Raw genomic sequence first — 17,999 nt, forward strand, 5'->3', positions numbered from 1 at the left:
CAGGCTACTCGGCTGCCGCATGCTCATTGAGCAGAGAGCTGATCTCGTCGAGCAGCTCGGATTCCTGATAGGGCTTGCCGAGATAACGGTTCACGCCGAGCTGCATGGCATAGTCGCGGTGCTTGGCCCCGGTCCGCGAGGTGATCATGATGATCGGCAGATGCTGCAGGCGCTCGGAGCGGCGGATGTGGCGCGTCAGCTCGTAGCCGTCCATGCGCGGCATCTCGATGTCGAGCAGCAGCACGTCCGGCAGACGCTCGTCGAGCAGCGTCAGGGCCTCGACACCGTCCTTCGCCGTCAGTACCTCCAGGCCCTGACGCCTCAGCAAGCGGCTGGTCACGCGGCGGACGGTCAGCGAGTCGTCGACCACCATGACGCAGGGCACCTCCGCCGCGGCCTCTTCGTGCGCGGCCATGGGCACCGGCTTGTAGTCCTGGACGGCACCGGAGCGCAGCAGCGCCAGGGCATCGAGGATGAGCGCGACCCGGCCGTCCGGCAGGATGGTGCCGCCGCTCAGCCAGCGCACGCCGGCAAGCTGCGGCCCCAGGGGCTTGACGAGGATGCGCTGGCTCTCCAGGAGATTGTCGACCTGGAGTGCGACGCGCTGATCGCCGAGCCGCGCCAGCAGCAGCGGCAGCGAGCGGCGCTCGCCCAGCTCCGGCTCCTGACCGGGCTCGAGCACGCTGCCGAGATAGATGACCTTGTACTGATGGCCGCGCGCCGTGAAGGTCTTGCTGTCATCGGCATAGATGGCCATCAGCTCGTCATGGTTGATGCGCGCGGCGCCTTCTACGGTGCTATGGGGGACCGCGTACATGTTCTCGCCGGCGGAGACCAGGAAGGCCTCGATGATGGCGAGCGTCAGCGGGAGTCGGATAGTGAAGCGCGCGCCCTTGCCCGGGAAGGACTCGAGCGAGATGGAGCCGTTGGCCGCCTTGATCTCGGAGGCGACGACGTCCAGACCGACACCACGGCCGGAGATCTGGGTCACCTTGCCCGATGTCGTGAAGCCCGGCTCTAGAATGAACTGCAGCAGAGCCTCGTCCGGGAGCTTGGCATCCTCCGCCATGAGACCGCGCGAGATGGCCTGCTTGCGGATGGCCTCCAGGTCCATGCCCTTGCCGTCGTCGCTGAGGCTGATCACGGCGTCATTGCCTTCGCGCCGCAGCGCCAGCGTCACCATACCCGTCGCCGACTTGCCCTTGGCAACGCGGGTCTTGGTGTCCTCCAGGCCGTGGTCGACGGCATTTCTCAGTAAGTGCTCGAGCGGCGCGGTCAGGCGATCCAGGATGGTACGGTCCAGCTCGACCTCGGGGCCGATCACCTCGAGCCTGGCGGACTTGCCAAGGCTGTCGGCGGTCTGCCGAACCAGGCGATGCAAGCGGGGCACGACCTGAACGAATGGAACCAGGCGGGTCCGCAAGAGCCCATCCTGCAGATCGTCCGCGAGACGCGCCTGCTGGGTCAGCAGATGCGTGAACTCGCGCTGATAGCCGCCGAGCATCTCCTTGACGCTGATCAGGTCGTTGACCGTCTCCGCAAGACTGCCGGAGAGCTGCTGCAGACGCGAAAAGCGGTCCAGCTCGAGGGGGTCGAACTCCTTGTCGTACTCTGATGTTGCACCACTGCGCTCGAAGCGGTGGAGAATCTGCGCCTGGGTCTCGATCTCGAGCAGACGCAGCTGCTCGCGCAGGCGAACGACGGTCTGGTCCAGCTCGCCGAGTCCGAAGCCCAGCTGGCCGTTACGCTGCGTCAGCCGACCGCGATAGATGCTGATCTCGCCAGCATGGTTGACCAGGCGGTTGAGGAGATCGGAGCGGACGCGGATCTGCGGCGCGACGGAAACAGCTGCACCTTCGCGTGCAGCGGCTTGCTCGGCGGGCTGCGCCTGGATTGGGGCTGCGGAAGCGACGTCGGCCGGCTCCGGCGACGGCGCCGGCCGCATGGTCGCGACGTCCGGCTCGGCCACGGCTCCCGCGGTTTCCTCGTCGGGCGAGCGCGAAAGCTCCTCCACCAAGGACGTCATGCGCGGGATCGGCGCCCCCTGCTCGAGGGCGTCGACCTGGGTTGCGATGGTATCCACAGCGCGCTGGGCCAGCTCGAGCGTGGTGTCGGTGACCACGCTCTGATCTTCCCCCAGGGCCTTCAAACGGGTTTCGAGCGCATGGCTCAGGTCGCCGATCGCCGAAAGTCCCGTGAGTCGAGCGCTGCCCTTGAGGGTGTGCAGCAAGCGGTTGATGCCGTCCAACTGACCGACATCCTGGGGCGTGAGCTGCCAGTTGCGGAATTGGGTGTCGAGATTGTCCAGCAGATCGCGGGCGTCCTCGAGGAAGAGTGCGGCAAGATCTGGATCGGGCGCTGCCTGAGCCTCTTCCGCCAGGACGGGAGGCTCCGGTCTGGGCTCTGGCTCGGGTGCTGGCTGCTCCGCCTCCACCAGCTCCGCCGGCGCCTCGGCGGCCGGCTCCTCCGGCTCTTCGGAGAGCCGGTCTCCGATCTCGAGCTCTTCCTCGGCCTCGATCCCAGCCGCCTCTTCCGACGGCTCGGCGGACACCTCGGCCGGCGGCGCCTCCTCGACCTGCGGCTCGGCCGGCGCCGGGACGAGGGGCTCGAGCAGGTCGATCAGCTCGGTCAGGGTCGCGGCGCCGGCCCCCAGCTCGGGAAGCTCGTCGACACGGCGCTCCACGCCGTCGATGGCCCGCCGGAACAGACCGAGCAGCGGCTCGTCGAGCGACGCGCCCCCGGAGCTCAGCGGCTTGACGCAGAGCTCGAGCGCCTTGGTGACGCGCGCGATGGAGTCGATGCCCGACATGCGGGCGCTGCCCGTCAGCGTATGGAGGGCGCGCTGCACCGGCTCGCCGATCTGGGGCTCGCCGGCATCGACGCGCTCCAGGAAGGCACGCAGCTCGGCGAGATGCTCGTGCGTCTCGTCCTGGAAGATCCGCAGCAGCTCCTCGTCGGCGAGGAAGAGGCTGTCGTGGTCGGTGACCTGCTCGGCGAGCTGCGCCAGCGTCGAGTCGGACGGCGCGCCCTCGGCGCCAAGGTCGGAGATCGCCTCCGAGTCTGGTGCTCCCTTGAGCCTACCGCTCAAGGCATCGGTACGAGACACATAGGGCTCGATGTCGAACAGACGACCCGCGGCCTCTGCGCTCAGCAAGTCCGGCAGGATGCCAACGGCGTCCGAGACGCAGGCGATCGTCTCCTCGGGGGGAAAGTCCTCCGACTCGATCAGACCATTGAGCAGCGATTCGATGGCTTGCGCCAGCGCGGCCACCTGCTGCGCGCCGACGAGCCGGCCACTCCCCTTGAGCGTATGGAAGCTGCGGCTCAGGGTCTGCAGGGCCTCGGTGTCATGAGGATTGGCTTCCCAGCGCGCGAAGTGCGTCTGCGCGGACTCGGTCTCTTCCGCGGCCTCCTCCAGGAAGATCTCCATGAACTCGGTATCGGTCTCCTCGCCCGCGGCGAGATCGACACTGTTTTCGATGTCCTCGATGATCGGGGGCGGTGCCAGGGCGGCCTCTTCCGGCTCGATGGCTGGCGCGCTCTCCGGCTCGCCCATCTCGATGCTGTCCTCGGGCAGCTCGCCCAGCTCGGCGTAAAGGACTGAAATCGATTTGCCGGCGCGATCGATCAGGGTCTCGCCGAGCGGCATGGGCGCTTGGAGATGCCCGATGTAGAGCTCCAGGCCGGCAACGGCGTCGGCCAGGTGCTCGAATTGCGATTCGGTAGGCGTCTGACCGGGCAGCATGAAGCCCCTGCGCACGATGGTGCCGATGGTCTCGGCCAGATCCGCGGCCGGATTCTCGCCCAAGATCCTCAGCGCGCCCGAGACGCTCTGCAGATGCCCGTTCATCGGCTCCAGGACCTCGGGTGCACCCTGCTCCGTCTGCCAGGTGGCGATGGCCTCCTTCACCCGCAGCAGCTCGTAGCCCGCCTCACGCAGGGTTGCGGAGAACAGCTCGGTCAGGTCCATGTCGGGCGCGATGATCTGCTCGGCATTCGGCGTACGGTGCCCCGCGTAGGCCAGCAGAACGGCCTCGATGCCCAGCAGCTCCATGGCGTAGGATTCCAGGCGTGCGTTGTCCACGCCCAGATCGCCGTCGAGCAGCGACTCGAAATTATCGGCGAGCGTGCGCAAGCGTGCCGGGAGATTGCCGACCTCGACGTCGTCCATGGTCGCCGCCAAGCGGCGCAGGGTCTCGCTGAAGCGCGCCACGGCGCCCGCATCCAGCTGCTCGCCATGGGTGATGAGGTCGAACTGCTCCTTGAGCGCGCCGAACTCGCCGAGCGCGGCCATGGCGAGCGCGGCGACGGCCTCGTCGCCCTCTGCCGCCGCGGCTTGGCCCCCGTCGGCGGAGAGCCCAGCCTGGCTCTCGCCATAGCGGATCTTGAGCTCACCCATCACGGCGGCCTCGACGCCGGCCTCGGTAAGCGCCGTGAGCAGCTGCTCGATCAAGGTCTTGGTGTCGACCTCCGGCCACTGCGGCGGGCGCTGGCTCAATGGCTTGAGGGCCCAGTCGAGATGCCCCAGGAGCGTGCGCGCGGCCGGCCCGGTCTGAATGCGACCGTCCTGCAGCGCCTCGGTGAAGACCTCGGCGAGGCGAAAGAGGTCCGCGAGCAGCCCCTCCTTGAGATAGTCGTGGAGCTGATGGAAGAGACTGGTCAGGTGCAGCAGACCTTGGCTCTCGGTGTCGCCCTTGTACCACTCGACCAAATGACGATGGAACTGGGGACGCACCTGGCGCATGACCTCGGCGAGGATGTCCAGCTCCTCCGGAACCCATTGCGAGTCGCCGTCGCGATCGACGGCGGCGAAGGCCAGCAGCTCGGAGTGGCTCAGCGGGAGCCGGTCGCAGGCGGCGCGCACCTCGTTGAGAATGGACCAGAGACTGAGCGGCGGCTCATCGAATCCGGCATCCAGGCGATCGAGATGATTGGTCAGCTGATCGAGCGCCTGCCCCAGGACGGCGATGGTCCCCTGCGGGACCTCGACGTCGGTATCCGCGATCCGCTCGGCGAGCAGGGTCATCTCCTCGGCGAGACGCGCTGGGGTCGTGAGCTGCAGCGCCAGCAGCACGCCCTGCACCTGCTCGAGCGCCCGCGCCACGGGTGCCAGCTCCGTCTGAGACTCGGATACCCCGCCCGCCGCGACGAGATCGCGAACCGGCCGAAGGGTCTCCCCGATCTCGCCCTTGACCCACTTGAGGCCGCCAACCACCTTCTTATCTGCCATTGGACCGCGACTCGTGGTCAGTCTGTCCGCAACTATGGGAGCCGGAAGCCGGCAACCGATTTCTCAAGCTCGCTCGAGAGGTTCGCGAGCTCTTCGACCGACTCAGCAGCCCTTCTGGTGCCATCGTTGTTCTCCTCTGTGATGGCGCGGATGGCCTGCACCGTGTCGTTGATCTCGGCGGCCTGACGCGACTGGCGCTCCGAGGAATCCGCGATCCGCTTGGTCAGCTCGGCGATGTAGGCCGAGACGTTCTCGATCTCGCGCAGCGCGTCGCCCGCGTTCTCCGCCAGATTGGCGCCCTCCACCACACCCGCGGTACTGCCCTCCATGGAGCTGACCGCCTCGTTGGTGTCCGCCTGGATGGTGCGCACCAGCACCTCGATCTGCTTGGTCGCGTTGCGTGAGCGCTCGGCGAGACGCTGAACTTCGTCCGCCACCACGGCGAAGCCTCGGCCCGCCTCGCCCGCCATGGCGGCCTGCATGGCCGCGTTCAGGGCGAGAATGTTGGTCTGGTCGGCGATGTCGTCGATCAGCTCGACGATCTCGCCGATCTCCTGCGAGCTCTCGCCCAGCCGCTTGATGCGCTTGGAAGTCTCCTGGATCTGCTCGCGAATCGCGTCCATGCCCTGGATGGTGTCGCGCACCGTCTGCGCGCCGCGACCGGCGACCTCGACGGAGCGCGAGGCGACTTCCGCCGACTCGCCAGCGTTGCGCGCGACCTCGTCGATCTGCACCGTGAGCGACTGGACCGCCGCGGACGCCTGGGTGATCTGCAGCGATTGCACGCCACTGGCTTCCGCCAGGCGTGCCGCGATGGCCCGACTGTCCTGCGCCGAGCCCGAGACCTTCGCCGCCGTCTCGTTGATGGTGGTGACCAGGCCGCGCAGGGCCTCGATCGCGTAGTTGAAGGCATCGGCGATAGCACCCGTCTTGTCCTCCGTCACCGTCGCCTCGACCGTCAGATCGCCATCCGCAAGATCGCCAAGCTCGTCGAGCAGACGCAGGATGGCGCGCTCGTCGCGCTCGGTCTGGGACTTGGAGGCCGTTTCGCGGCGCTTGGCCTCTTGCAGCGAGAACATGACGAGGAAGGCCAAGCTGAGCAAGGAGAGGACGGCGAACAGCAGCACAGCTCCGGCACCCAAGGGATAGCCGAAGAGCAAGAACTGACGCCCCGCGCCCTGATACTCGTTGATCAGGGTCTCCAAGGCTTCTTGGAGACGTGTCGCGGCGGCCTGCATCTTCGGCAGCAGGGCAATCGTCGGGCGCACCTCCTCGAGTCCCGACAGCAGCTGGTCGGCAGCTGGACTCAACGCGTTATAGGCCTGGGAGACCGCCGCGAGGGCGGCCCGGGAGCCGCGCCCGCCGTCAGATCTTGCGTTGGCCTGGCTGGTGAGTGTCTCGAGCTGCTGAGAGAAATCGTCGCGCGCCGATTCGAAGCCGGCAACCGCGTCCGCGTCCTGACCTGCGCTCGACGCGATCCGATCCAGCGCCGCTTCCATGCGGTCGAGGCGCGCGACTTGCAGACCGCCCTGATAGGCCTGGGTGGCTGGCGCCCCTTCCGCTGCGATCCGAGACGCGGCCTCGGCCATGGCGTTTCGCACCTCGGGAAAGGCCGCCCGGATTTCCTCGATCCGCGCCGCGACTGCACGCAGCTGATCCTGCGAGCCCAGCACCTGATCAACGGCCGTGCTCAGGGCGCGCCAGGTCTTTTCGGCGCCGCCGATCGCCGCCTTGAAACGCTCGGTCGCCGCCTGCCGGGTCGCGTCTTCGGTACCTGCCTTCAGCTCGGTGATTCCAGCCTCGAGCGCCGCCTGCTGCTCGCGGAGCTGCCGCAAGGCCTCGGCATCGCCGGCAACGGCGCCCTTGGCGGAGCCCACCAGCTCCTGCGTCAGGGTCTCTTGAGCCCCCGTGGCGACGGACTGACGGGCGTTCAGCTCGTCGATGTGCACGAGCTGCATGTAGCTATAGAAAGCGAGCGCAGCCATCAACAGCGCGCTCAGCGTCAGAAGTACGGTGGTTATGACTTGAGGTCCACCGATGCCGGGCCTACCCATTCTCATTGTTAATCGCTTCGCCATCTGGTACCGACTCCCGGTGCGTGTCTAACTGAGCTTTATCGTTCTGTGCGCTCGAGCTCAAGGGCGCCCGGCGTCCCTGAGCCTTCGATCATCCTGCGCGCATCCACGAAAAGAATATCGCCCTGCGCCCAATCCCGCAGGTCATGCCGCCGCATTGAACAGCGGATCACCCATCATCCGCCCCAAACGGACCACTGGAAGCGGACTAGCGTCGAGGAGATAGGAGGCGTCGACGTAGGGGCGGGCCGGTCCGAGCGCATCCGAGACTTCGTTCACCCGATCCCCGTTCTTGATGTAGCGCATACCGATGGCCTCCGAGACGAGCAGCCCGCAGGGCATCTCCTCCTGACGCACCACGAGCACGCGCTCGCGGCGACGCACCGCATCGCGCCCGCGCTCGGAGTCCTTGCTCTGGCGCCTTGGCTTGGGCTTGGCGCCGTCAATGAGGGCAGCAAAGTCGTAGATGGGCAGCAGCGTTCCGCGGTTGTTGGCGACGCCCAGCAGCCAGTGCTTGGTCCCGGGCACGCGTGTGACCTCGGCTGGCAGCTCGAGGACCTCGGCGATCTGCTCCAGGGGTGTCAGGAAGAGCTGTTTGTTGACCCGGAAGAGGACCGCCGCCCAGCTATCGGGTGGCCTCGCCTCGTCTGGAAGGCCGGCGGCGCGCGCGCGACAGCGGGCGTCGAGCTTGTGGATCAGCTCGTGGAGAGCGCTTCGGGATTTGTCGCTCCTAGGCATCTGGGCCGCCGTCCAGGAGCTCGGCGATCCGCTCCAGCAGACGCTGACGGTCGACCGGCTTGGCCATATAGTCGGTCGCGCCTTGGCGCATGCCCCAAGTGCGGTCCGTTTGCATGTCCTTGGTGGTCACCATGATGATAGGCGTGCCCCCGATCTCGGGATCCTTGCGGATCAGGCGCGTGGCCTGATAACCGTTGAGCACCGGCATGATGACGTCCATGAGGATAAGGTCCGGCTTGATGCTGCGAGCCGCCTCGACGGCCTCTTCGCCGTTGGTCGCCGTCTCGACCTCGTAGCCGGCCTTCATCAAGGTGCTGGTGAAGATCCGCGTCTCCGTGGGGGAGTCGTCGACCACGAGGATGGTCGCGCCCTGGGCCTTGGCGTCCGCGGCGCTCGGCGCTTTGGCCGAGGGCGAGCTTGATTTTCGGAAGAAGCGTCTCATTGGCGTGCTTTGGAGATCATCGGCGATTGGTCCCTAAGCAGCTCGCCCGAGGCGACGATCGCACATCAGGGGCTGCGGCAAGTTCGCGCTCGAAGCGAGCGCGGACGCTCAGGCTCCGGACTGACCCTGGTCCGCTCTCTCGGGGAGGTTGGCCCGCACGGCCCCCAGCAGCTCGTCACCCGTGAAGGGCTTGGAGAGATAGAGCTGGGCGCCCACCAAACGTCCCTTGGCGCGATCGAAAAGCCCATCCTTGCTCGATAGCATGACAACGGGCGTATGCTTCAACATTGGATTGCTCTTGATGAGGGCACAGGTGTGATACCCATCGAGCCGCGGCATCATAATGTCGACGAAGACGAGGTCCGGCTTGAAGCTGACGACCTTGCCCAGGGCCTCGAAGCCGTCCTCCGCGACGCAAACCTCGCAGCCCGCCTTCTTGAGCATGGTCTCCGCGCTGCGGCGGATGGTCTTGCTGTCGTCGATGACCAGGACTCTGGCGCCACGCAAGTCAGAATTATCCTTCATGATTCCGTCACGCTTGCGGCCAGGCGCCGCGGCGAGTTAGAGGACGGTTGCTCGTGGCTGTGAGTTGTACCATGTTAGCCTCGGCGCAGCGTAGCGAACGACGTCACCTTTCTGGCAACTAAAGTCGGATGATAGCAACTCCTCGCCCTCTCGGCCGACTCCCACACCAGGGCGTCCCTGTGTACGGCCCATCCCTGGCCGATCCTAGAATCGGCGGCCGGTGCCCGCAAGCAAGAAGCGCCCGGACCCGAATCCGCCCTCACGTCGTAAGAGCGTCGCGCAATGAGTATTGACATCGGCTTCCTGATGGATCCCATCGGCTCAATCAATATCAAGAAAGACAGCAGCTTCGCCATGATGCTGGCAGCCCAAAGACGCGGCTGGACGCTTTGGTACATGGAGCTTGGCGATCTCTTGATGCTCGAGGGGCAGGCCATGGCCCGGATGCGCCCCGTCGAGGTGGCGGACGATCTTGGCGAGTGGTTCCGTTTCGGCGAGGAGCATGTCGTCCCGCTCGCTCGGCTCGATGTCCTCATGATGCGCAAAGATCCTCCGTTCAACATGGAGTACATCTATGCGACCTACATCCTGGAGCTAGCTCAACAAGCCGGGTGCCTGGTTGTCAACGATCCGCGCGCATTGCGAGACTCCAATGAGAAGGTGTTCACAAATGCCTTCCCAATGTGCACGCCACCGACGCTCATCACGCGGCAGCTCGGAGACATCCGCGCCTTTCAGCGTCAACAGGGCGACATCATCCTCAAGCCGCTCGACGGCATGGGTGGGGCATCAGTCTTCTTGGCCCGTCCCGGGGACGCCAACCTCAGCGTCATCGTCGAGACATTGACACGACATGGCCAAGCCTACTGCATGGCTCAGCGCTTCATTCCAGAGATCCGCGATGGCGACAAGCGCATCCTCATGATCGACGGCGAGCCGATCCCTTATTGTCTCGCGCGCATTCCCGCGACTGGCGAGATGCGCGGTAACCTGGCCGCGGGCGCCTCGTCCGAAGCTCGCGCGCTGACCGAGCGAGACCGCTGGATTGCTGGGCAGGTCGGGCCGGAGCTGCGCGCGCGCGGCATCCTCTTCGCCGGGCTCGACGTCATCGGCGACTATCTCACCGAGATCAACGTCACCAGCCCGACCTGCATTCGGGAGCTGGACGCGGCCCACGGCTTGGACATCGGTGGCGCACTGATGGACTGCATCCAGGGCGAGCTCGAGGCGCCGGGGCGAGGCTCGCCTCCAGGGCGATCCACGGACGCCTAGCGGGCTGATCTGCTAGCCTGCCCATGATCTGTTAGCCTGCCCAATGGCGAAGAGGCGGCGAGCGGCGCGGCCGATTCGCCGTGAAACGGAAACGGCGGCGATCGCCCGCGCATCGCCGCCCATGCGCCGAGCACACCAGATCCAGATACGGCCGCGCGACATGCTCGCGCCCCGTAGCGTCACCAACACTGAGGAGCGACCCTATGCTGTTCTCGTCGTGGCCCTCGAACGGCTCAATGCCTCGCGTCTGGCTTGGAGTCATGCTCTTGGCGGCATGCGCGATCGGCGGCTGCCAGGACAAAACGCCGGTGATCTTGGCACAGCTCGACGCCTTCGGCGGACAGGTCGACGTCAGTCTCGTTGGCGTCAGCGAGGAGCAGGCGCAGCAGGCCTCGGCCATCATCGCGCAGGACTTCGCCTTCCTGGAGCGCGACTGGACGCCGGGCAGCTTCGGGCAGCTCGACCGCGTCAACCGTCTGCTGGCGACTGGAGAATCCTTCGTCGCGCCGCCCTCCTTGCGTCCCCTGCTGGAGCAGTGCAAGCACTACGAGCGGCTCAGCGCGGGTCTCTTCAACCCAGGTATCGGCAAGCTCATGGCGCTGTGGGGATTTCACGGCGACCCGCCGGCAAAGCCTGTCCCACCTTCGGCGCAGGCCATTGCTGCGCGAGTCTCGGCCAAGCCGAGTCTCGCGCAGCTCGAGATCCAGGGACTGCAACTGAGATCGACGAATCCTCAGCTCATGCTGGATCTGGGGGCCATCGCACCGAGCTACGCGATCGATCTCGCCATGGAGCATCTCATGGATCTCGGTGTGCGTAACGCAATGATCCAGACCGGCGGCGAGCTGCGGGCGATCGGCGATCGCAGTGGACAACCCTGGCGCATCCCCATCCGCCGCCCGAGCGGCTCGGGCGTCTTCGCCATCCTCTCGATCCGCGGCGACGAAAGCATGGTGACGCGCGCCGCCTATGACCGCAATTTCATCTTCGAGGGCAAGCTCTATCACGCCATCATCGACCCACGCACGGGCCGCCCCGCGGATCAGGTCCGCTCCGTGACCGTCGTGCGGGACTCTGTCTTTGCGGGGGCCGCCACCGCGACGGCGCTCTTCGTCGCCGGCCCGGAGCGCTGGGCGGCGATCGCGCAGCAGATGGACGCGCGCTATGTCGTCCTGGTGGATGCGGCAGGTCGCGTGCACATGACGCAGGCCATGGCGGACCGCATCGAGCTCGTCGACAGCGACGAGGAGATTCTCATCGCCAAGGACGCGGTCGCCCGCCTCGCCGCCACACGATCGGGGCTCTAGCCATGACGGGGTATGCGCATTCCCTGGAGCCACCCGCTCTGCTGAATCCGCCACCCAGGACGCGCATGCAGGGTCCCTTCGTATCGGCCTTGGCGGCGGCGGGACTGCTGCACCTCGCACTCATCCTCGCCATTTCCTTCGCCCCGCCCGAGCCCGAGCCAAGCCCTGAAAGCACCCTGGAAGTGGTGATCTTCAAAGAGTCGGGCGAGACGACGCTCCAGCCGAGGCCGGATTCCGCGCTTTCGCAGATCAGCAGGGTTGGAGAATCCGTGCTCGGCGACGCGGCGGAGACGCATTACGGGGACTCGACACAGGAAGCTGAGGCGGAAGCCCCTGCGGACGCTCCGGCCGACGCGGCACAGCCGACGCCGACACCCGCGGAGGATTCCTCACCCTTGGAAGCCTCCGCGCCGCTGCATAGCGTCGCCCTCAGCAACGCGGACGCGGAGCCACGGGTGACGACATCGCTCATCCCGGTCGAGAAAACCGCGCCCGTGCTGGCGGCACAGAGCGCGTCCGAGATGGCACCTGTCCCGGCGACGCAGGCGTTGGCGGACACGGAGACGCGTGTGGACGCGGCGCAGATCCTGGCCAGCCGCAGCCTGGAGATCGCGCGACTGACCGCAAGCCTGGAGGCCAAATCCGAAGCCTATGCCAAACGGGTGCGCCGCAAGTCCATCAGCGCCAGCACTCGCGAGCTCAGCTACGCGAGCTACCTGGGGGCATGGGCCCGCAAGGTCGAGCGCATCGGCAACATCAACTATCCCCAAGCGGCCAAGGAGCAGCGCGTCTATGGGAGCCTCATCCTGCACGTGGCCGTGCGCTCCGATGGCAGCGTGGAGCAGATTCGGGTCGTGAAATCCTCGGGCTATGACCTGCTCGACGAGGCGGCGATTCAGATCGTCGAGCTGGCTGCCCCCTTCTCGCCCTTCCCGCCCGATATCGCCGCGGAGACCGACGTGCTAGACATCATTCGCACCTGGCAGTTCATGCGCGGCAACGTGCTTGGCTGGGAGCGCTGAGATCAGGCAGGTCAGCCAACCGCCAGGCTTGGTGGCGGCACGACCTGCCAGCGGGAATCCAGCCACCGCACACGGCGCAAAGTCGCGCGCCCGCGCTTGCCAGGCTGCAGGCCGATCCGGATACTAAGCAGCATGCCCTTCAGCACCTCCTTGACCAACCATTTCCTGATCGCGATGCCGGGTCTGCAGGACCCTAATTTCTCGCGAACGGTGACCTATATCTGTGAGCACACGGATCAGGGGGCCATGGGCATCGTGATCAACCGGCCGCTGGACGTGACGCTCGGCGAGCTCTTCGAGCAGCTCGATATCGCCAGCGCTCAGCCGGGCGTCAAGGAGACCCCGGTTTACCAAGGCGGGCCCGTGCAGACGGACCGCGGCTTCGTGCTGCACTCGGCCGGCCCCGCCTTCGACTCGACCTTGAGCATCACGCCGGACATCAGCGTGACCACGTCCCGCGACGTCCTCGAGGCGATCGCCAAGGGAGAGGGACCGGCCGAGACCCTGATCGCCCTCGGCTATGCGGGCTGGGGCAGCGGCCAGCTGGAGCAGGAGATGAGCGCAAACGCCTGGCTGAACGGGCCGGCGAGCGCTGAGATCATCTTTGAGATGGAGCCGAGCGCACGCTGGATGGCGGCGGCGCGGCTCCTCGGGGTCGACCTCAATCTCCTCAGCGGCGAAGCGGGCCACGCCTAAGGCGTCCAAAAGAGAGCCGAGATTTCCAGCATGTCCACCCTGTTGGGCTTCGACTTCGGCCCGCGCAAGATCGGTGTCGCCGTCGGTCAGACGATCACGGGCTCTGCCACTCCCTTGACGACGTTGCGCAGCCGTAACGAGCGCCCGGATTGGGAGCGGATTCAGGCTCTGATCCAAGACTGGAAGCCGAGCGCGCTCGTCTTGGGCCTGCCCTACAACATGGACGGCACTGAGGTTGATTGGTCGCCCCGGGTTCACCGCTTCGGGCGTCAGCTGCAGGGACGTTTCGGATTGCCCGTCCACCTGGTGGACGAGCGCCTGACCTCGCGCGAGGCCCACCGCCGGCTGAGCGAGCGCCCGGGGCAGAAACAACCGCCAACTCGGGAGGCCGTGGATGCTGCCGCGGCAGCCCTCATCTTGGAAACCTGGCTTTGTGAGCAAGACTGAGACTTGGAAGGGCCCGGACGAGATCGCCGCGGCCGTTGCGCGCATGGCGAGCGACCTGCGTGCGCTGATCGAGGCGCGCGGCCTGCGTGACCTGCTGATGATCGGCATTCACACCGGCGGCGTCTGGATCGCGGACCGCCTCCACGACCAGCTCGGCCTCAGCGAGCCGCTCGGCCACCTCGACATCTCCTTCTACCGGGACGACTTCACCCGGATCGGCATGCACCCCCAGGTGCGGCCGTCCTACCTGCCCGTGGGAATCGACGACCGTCATCTCATCCTCGTCGACGACGTGCTGCAGAGTGGACGCACCATTCGGGCGGCGCTCAATGTCCTCTTCGACTATGGCCGCCCGGCATCTGTCGTTCTCGCGACCCTCGCCGAGCGCACCGGGCGGGAGCTGCCCATCGCTCCGGACGTCGTCGGCTTTCACGCCCAGCTGGAGGCGAACGAGCAGATCAAGCTCAGCGGACCCGAGCCCCTGGTCATGCTGCGCGGCCGCATCCCCAAAGGATCCGCTGCGGCTGCGTCGCGTCAGGGCATCGACGATGGATCGAGCGGCCGAGACTCCACTCCCAGACAAGAACGGCCATGATCCCAAAAAGCCAAGAGAGCTCGCAGCTAGATGCGCAAGGCAATCTGAAGCATTTCCTCACCATCGAGGGGCTGAGCCGCGAGCTCCTCGTCGAGATCCTCGACAAGGCCGAGGGCTTCGTCGGCGTCGCCCGGCAGGCGGTCAAAAAGGTGCCGCTGTGCCGCGGCAAGGTCATCGCCAATCTCTTCTTCGAGACCAGCACCAGAACGCGGACCACATTCGAGCTCGCCGCGAAGCGGCTGTCGGCGGACGTGCTCAACCTGAACATCTCCACCTCGGCGACGGCCAAGGGAGAGACGCTGCTCGACACCCTGCGCAACCTCGAGGCGATGCACGTGGACATGTTCGTCGTGCGGCACGCCTCGAGCGGCACGGCCCATTTCATGGCCAGGCATGCCAACCCCCATGTCAGCATCGTCAACGCGGGCGACGGGCGGCATTCCCACCCGACTCAGGCCATGCTGGACATGTTCACCATCCGCCGTCACAAAGGCGATTTCTCCAGCCTCAGCGTCGCCATCGTGGGCGACATCATGCACTCCCGCGTCGCCCGCTCGCAGATGCTCGCGCTCAAGACGCTCGGCGTGCCAGACGTGCGCATCATCGCACCGCGGACCCTCATGCCGGCGCGGATCGAGGAGGCCTTCGGTGTCAGGGTCTATCACGACCTCACCGAGGGCATCCGCGATGCGGACGTCGTCATTATGCTGCGCATTCAGCGCGAGCGCATGAACAGCGCCCTGCTCCCCAGCGAGCATGAGTATTTCCATTTGTACGGACTCACCGAGGCGCGGCTCACGGCCGCGAGGCCGGATGTCACCGTGATGCATCCTGGCCCCATCAATCGCGGGATCGAGATGGATTCCCAGGTCGCCGACGGAGAACGCTCCGTCATCCTCGAGCAGGTCAGTAACGGGATCGCCGTGCGCATGGCCGTGATGTCGATGTGTATCGGGACCCAGAACCTGCGGGCGCAGAGCATTGGAGAGAGTCATGCCTGAAATGCCGCCGAGCGGGCGCCACAGGCACCTCCGGCCTGCCGATCCAGCGCACATTGGCCGCGGCGCAGCTCCCTGCTCGGGTGCCGAGACCGCACCGAGGAGGCAGCCTTGAGCCCGCGCATCAGCATCCTCAACGGCCGTTTGATCGATCCGGCGAACGGACGGGACGCCGTCACGGACCTCCACATCGCCGGGGGTCAGGTGCTGGCCCTGGGGCCGCGCCCGGAGGGGTTCACGCCGGAGCGCACCCTGGATGCCAGCGCCTTGGTGGTCTGCCCGGGCTTCGTCGACCTGAGCGTGCGCTGTCGCGAGCCTGGCGACGAGCAGAAGGCGACCATCGCCAGCGAAACGCGCGCCGCGGCCGCCTCCGGCGTCACCACCCTCTGCTGCCCGCCGGATACTCAGCCCGTCGTCGACACGCCCGCGGTGGCCCAGCTGATTCGGCAGATCGGCGAGCGCCATGGTCTCGCACGCACACTGCCGATCGGCGCGATCACACAGGGTCTAAAGGGACGCTCGATCACCGAGATGGCCGCCTTGAAGGAGGCCGGCTGTCCGGCGCTCGGCCAGGCGGATCGTCCCATCCGCGATACTCAGGTCCATCGGCGCGCGCTCGAATATGCCGCGACCTTCGACCTACCCGTCTTTCTCCCGGCGCTGGACGCGGAGCTCGCCGAAGGCGGCTGCGCGCACGAGGGGGTCGTCAGCACCCGCCTGGGCCTGCCCGGTATCCCAGAGGCGGCCGAGACGGTCGCCGTCGCGCGCAGCCTCGCGCTCGCCGAGCAGACCGGCGCCCGCATCCATTTTCGCGGGCTCTCGACGGCACGCGGCGTCGCCATGCTGAGCGAAGCGCAGCGCCGCGGCGTGCGCGCCAGCGGCGACGTCAGCATGCACCAGCTCTTCCTGACCGACGACGACCTCGAGTGCTTCAACGCGCACTGCCACCTGATCCCGCCGCTGCGCACGCGTGCCGACAGGGAGGCCCTGCGCAGGGCGGTCGCCGCAGGCAGCCTAGGCGCCGTCTGCTCGGACCATCAGCCGCATGATCCGGATGCCAAGCTCGCACCCTTTCCGGAGACCGCGCCTGGCATTTCGGCGCTCGAAACCCTGCTTCCGCTCGCCCTTCGGCTCGTGGAGGAAGGTGTGATGGATCTGAAAGGGGTGATCGAGCGGCTCACGCGAGGACCCGCAGAGGTTCTCGGTCTGCAGACGGGGCGACTCACGCCCCATCGGCCCGCGGACGTCTGCGTCTTCGATCCGACCGCGGAATGGACGCTCAGCGAGCAAAGCCTGCTCAGCCATGGGCGCAACACGCCCTTCCTAGGCACCCGCATGAGGGGGCAGGTGCGCTGGACGCTGCTCGGCGGAGCTGTGGTCTTCGAGCGATAGGCAGCTACCAGCTACCAGCTAACGGCTAACGGCTAACGGCTAACAGTGAGAGCCTGGCCGCGAAGGGCGGCCAAAGCGGGGATTTGCCGCGTGCCCTCACCAACGCTGGGCGTCGTCCTCTGCCTCTTCCACCAAGGTGATGCCGTCGATCGAGCGGTCGGTCGCGGCGCGCTGTGCCGTGCCGCCCTGCAGCTTGATCATGAGGCGCACCTCGTTGGCCGAATCCGCGTAGCGCAGCGCGTCTTCGTAGGTGATCTCGCCCTCTTGGAAGAGGTTGAAGAGCGCTTGGTCGAAGGTGATCATGCCCTGCTCGCCGGAGCGCTTCATCAGATCCTTGAGCTTGTGCACCTCGCCCTGGCGGATGAGGTCCGACGCCAAAGGCGTATTGAGCAGCACCTCGATGACCGCGCGGCGGCCCTGACCGCCCTTACGGGGCGCCAGCTGCTGGGCGACGATGCCCCTGAGGTTCAGGGAGAGATCCATCAGCATCTGATGCCGGGACTCCTCCGGGAAAAAGTTGATGATGCGGTCCATCGCCTGGTTGGCGTTGTTCGCATGCAGGGTCGCGAGCACCAAGTGGCCAGTCTCGGCGAAGGTGATGGCGTACTCCATGGTCTGGCGGGTCCGGATCTCACCGATGAGGATGACATCCGGCGCTTGGCGCAGCGTGTTGCGTAGGGCGACCTCGAAGGACTCGGTATCCACGCCCACCTCGCGCTGCGTGATGATGCAGCCGTCGTGCTCGTGCACGTATTCGATGGGGTCCTCGATGGTGATGATGTGGCCCGAGCTGTTGCGGTTGCGGTAGCCGACGAGCGCGGCGAGCGAGGTGGACTTACCCGTGCCGGTGGCACCGACGAAGATCACCAGGCCCCGCTTGGTCATGGCCAGATCCCGCAGGACGGAGGGTAGCTTGAGCTCCTCGATGGTCGGGATCTTGGTCTCGATGCGGCGCAGCACCATGCCGCAGGCTTCGCGCTGGACGAAGGCGCTGACGCGAAAACGCCCCAGCGGGGCCCGGTCAAGCGCGAACTGGCACTCCTTGGTATCCTCGAACTCGTTGCGCTGACGCTCATCCATGATCTCGTAGATCATCTCATGCGCCTGCTCCGCCGAGAGCGGCTGTTTGGCCGCCGGATAGATGGTGCCGTCGATCTTGATGCTGGGCGGCCAGCCGGAGGTGATGAAGAGGTCGGAGCCCTTCTTTTCGACCATGGCCCCAAGGAGCTGCTCCAGTGCGCGTTTCATGTCCATAGAGAA

Annotated in this window: 14 protein-coding genes; 8 read left to right on the forward strand and 6 right to left on the reverse strand. The window is 66.5% G+C overall.

The genetic code is table 11. The features are described 5' to 3' along the window. Positions 1 to 4: 4 nt before the first annotated feature. The 5 genes from G3446_RS06510 to G3446_RS06530 form a co-directional block, all read right to left on the reverse strand. Positions 5 to 5,230: a hybrid sensor histidine kinase/response regulator gene (locus tag G3446_RS06510; protein WP_164451872.1), complete on the reverse strand. Its 5,226-nt coding sequence runs from the start codon at positions 5,228 to 5,230 to the stop codon at positions 5 to 7. Between the two features lie 32 nt (positions 5,231 to 5,262). Beyond that, on the reverse strand, positions 5,263 to 7,308 hold the full coding sequence (locus tag G3446_RS06515; protein ID WP_164451875.1) for a methyl-accepting chemotaxis protein: 2,046 nt from the start codon (positions 7,306 to 7,308) through the stop codon (positions 5,263 to 5,265). Positions 7,309 to 7,449: 141 nt separating this feature from the next. Continuing rightward, a complete protein-coding gene (locus tag G3446_RS06520; RefSeq protein WP_164451877.1) occupies positions 7,450 to 8,043 on the reverse strand; it encodes a chemotaxis protein CheW in 594 nt (197 codons plus the stop codon). After that, entirely contained in the window at positions 8,036 to 8,485 is a 450-nt protein-coding gene (locus G3446_RS06525) for a response regulator (protein ID WP_164451878.1), read from the reverse strand. The genes G3446_RS06520 and G3446_RS06525 overlap by 8 nt, the downstream gene beginning before the upstream one ends. Before the next feature lie 108 nt (positions 8,486 to 8,593). Beyond that, a complete protein-coding gene (locus G3446_RS06530) occupies positions 8,594 to 9,010 on the reverse strand; it encodes a response regulator (protein WP_164451880.1) in 417 nt (138 codons plus the stop codon). Between the two features lie 282 nt (positions 9,011 to 9,292). On the opposite strand from G3446_RS06530, the gene gshB reads away from it, so the two are divergent. The 8 genes from gshB to G3446_RS06570 all read left to right on the forward strand — a co-directional run bounded on the left by gshB (position 9,293) and on the right by G3446_RS06570 (position 16,739). Continuing rightward, a complete protein-coding gene (gene gshB, locus G3446_RS06535) occupies positions 9,293 to 10,282 on the forward strand; it encodes a glutathione synthase (RefSeq protein WP_164451882.1) in 990 nt (329 codons plus the stop codon). Positions 10,283 to 10,518: 236 nt separating this feature from the next. Next, on the forward strand, positions 10,519 to 11,589 hold the full coding sequence (locus tag G3446_RS06540; RefSeq protein WP_245232352.1) for an FAD:protein FMN transferase: 1,071 nt from the start codon (positions 10,519 to 10,521) through the stop codon (positions 11,587 to 11,589). Between the two features lie 2 nt (positions 11,590 to 11,591). Next, positions 11,592 to 12,611: a TonB family protein gene (locus G3446_RS06545; protein ID WP_209262297.1), complete on the forward strand. Its 1,020-nt coding sequence runs from the start codon at positions 11,592 to 11,594 to the stop codon at positions 12,609 to 12,611. A 132-nt stretch (positions 12,612 to 12,743) separates the two neighbouring features. Further along, positions 12,744 to 13,307, forward strand: coding sequence for a YqgE/AlgH family protein (locus G3446_RS06550; protein ID WP_164451886.1), 564 nt, complete (start codon positions 12,744 to 12,746; stop codon positions 13,305 to 13,307). 30 nt (positions 13,308 to 13,337) lie between these two features. Beyond that, positions 13,338 to 13,754, forward strand: a complete 417-nt coding sequence (gene ruvX, locus G3446_RS06555) for a Holliday junction resolvase RuvX (RefSeq protein ID WP_164451887.1) — start codon at positions 13,338 to 13,340, stop codon at positions 13,752 to 13,754. After that, positions 13,741 to 14,349 (forward strand): bifunctional pyr operon transcriptional regulator/uracil phosphoribosyltransferase PyrR, encoded by a 609-nt coding sequence (gene pyrR / locus G3446_RS06560; protein ID WP_342450055.1) that lies wholly within the window; start codon positions 13,741 to 13,743, stop codon positions 14,347 to 14,349. Before ruvX ends, pyrR begins: the two co-directional genes overlap by 14 nt. Next, a complete protein-coding gene (locus tag G3446_RS06565) occupies positions 14,346 to 15,350 on the forward strand; it encodes an aspartate carbamoyltransferase catalytic subunit (RefSeq protein WP_164451891.1) in 1,005 nt (334 codons plus the stop codon). The genes pyrR and G3446_RS06565 overlap by 4 nt, the downstream gene beginning before the upstream one ends. Before the next feature lie 108 nt (positions 15,351 to 15,458). Beyond that, entirely contained in the window at positions 15,459 to 16,739 is a 1,281-nt protein-coding gene (locus G3446_RS06570; protein ID WP_164451893.1) for a dihydroorotase, read from the forward strand. A 96-nt stretch (positions 16,740 to 16,835) separates the two neighbouring features. Here G3446_RS06570 and G3446_RS06575 read toward each other — a convergent pair whose 3' ends face one another. Then, positions 16,836 to 17,993, reverse strand: coding sequence for a PilT/PilU family type 4a pilus ATPase (locus G3446_RS06575; RefSeq protein WP_164451895.1), 1,158 nt, complete (start codon positions 17,991 to 17,993; stop codon positions 16,836 to 16,838). Between the last annotated feature and the right edge of the window lie 6 nt (positions 17,994 to 17,999).

This window comes from Thiorhodococcus minor, from assembly GCF_010820565.1.
Classification (GTDB): Bacteria; Pseudomonadota; Gammaproteobacteria; order Chromatiales; family Chromatiaceae; genus Thiorhodococcus; species Thiorhodococcus minor.

What these genes read in the sequence shown, in the direction of transcription:
- G3446_RS06510 (WP_164451872.1), bottom strand. Translation starts at nt 5,230, where the DNA reads ATGGCAGATAAGAAGGTGGTTGGCGGCCTCAAGTGGGTCAAGGGCGAG.
- G3446_RS06515 (WP_164451875.1), bottom strand. Translation starts at nt 7,308, where the DNA reads ATGGCGAAGCGATTAACAATGAGAATGGGTAGGCCCGGCATCGGTGGA.
- G3446_RS06520 (WP_164451877.1), bottom strand. Translation starts at nt 8,043, where the DNA reads ATGCCTAGGAGCGACAAATCCCGAAGCGCTCTCCACGAGCTGATCCAC.
- G3446_RS06525 (WP_164451878.1), bottom strand. Translation starts at nt 8,485, where the DNA reads ATGAGACGCTTCTTCCGAAAATCAAGCTCGCCCTCGGCCAAAGCGCCG.
- G3446_RS06530 (WP_164451880.1), bottom strand. Translation starts at nt 9,010, where the DNA reads ATGAAGGATAATTCTGACTTGCGTGGCGCCAGAGTCCTGGTCATCGAC.
- gshB (WP_164451882.1), top strand. Translation starts at nt 9,293, where the DNA reads ATGAGTATTGACATCGGCTTCCTGATGGATCCCATCGGCTCAATCAAT.
- G3446_RS06540 (WP_245232352.1), top strand. Translation starts at nt 10,519, where the DNA reads ATGCCTCGCGTCTGGCTTGGAGTCATGCTCTTGGCGGCATGCGCGATC.
- G3446_RS06545 (WP_209262297.1), top strand. Translation starts at nt 11,592, where the DNA reads ATGACGGGGTATGCGCATTCCCTGGAGCCACCCGCTCTGCTGAATCCG.
- G3446_RS06550 (WP_164451886.1), top strand. Translation starts at nt 12,744, where the DNA reads ATGCCCTTCAGCACCTCCTTGACCAACCATTTCCTGATCGCGATGCCG.
- ruvX (WP_164451887.1), top strand. Translation starts at nt 13,338, where the DNA reads ATGTCCACCCTGTTGGGCTTCGACTTCGGCCCGCGCAAGATCGGTGTC.
- G3446_RS06565 (WP_164451891.1), top strand. Translation starts at nt 14,346, where the DNA reads ATGATCCCAAAAAGCCAAGAGAGCTCGCAGCTAGATGCGCAAGGCAAT.
- G3446_RS06575 (WP_164451895.1), bottom strand. Translation starts at nt 17,993, where the DNA reads ATGGACATGAAACGCGCACTGGAGCAGCTCCTTGGGGCCATGGTCGAA.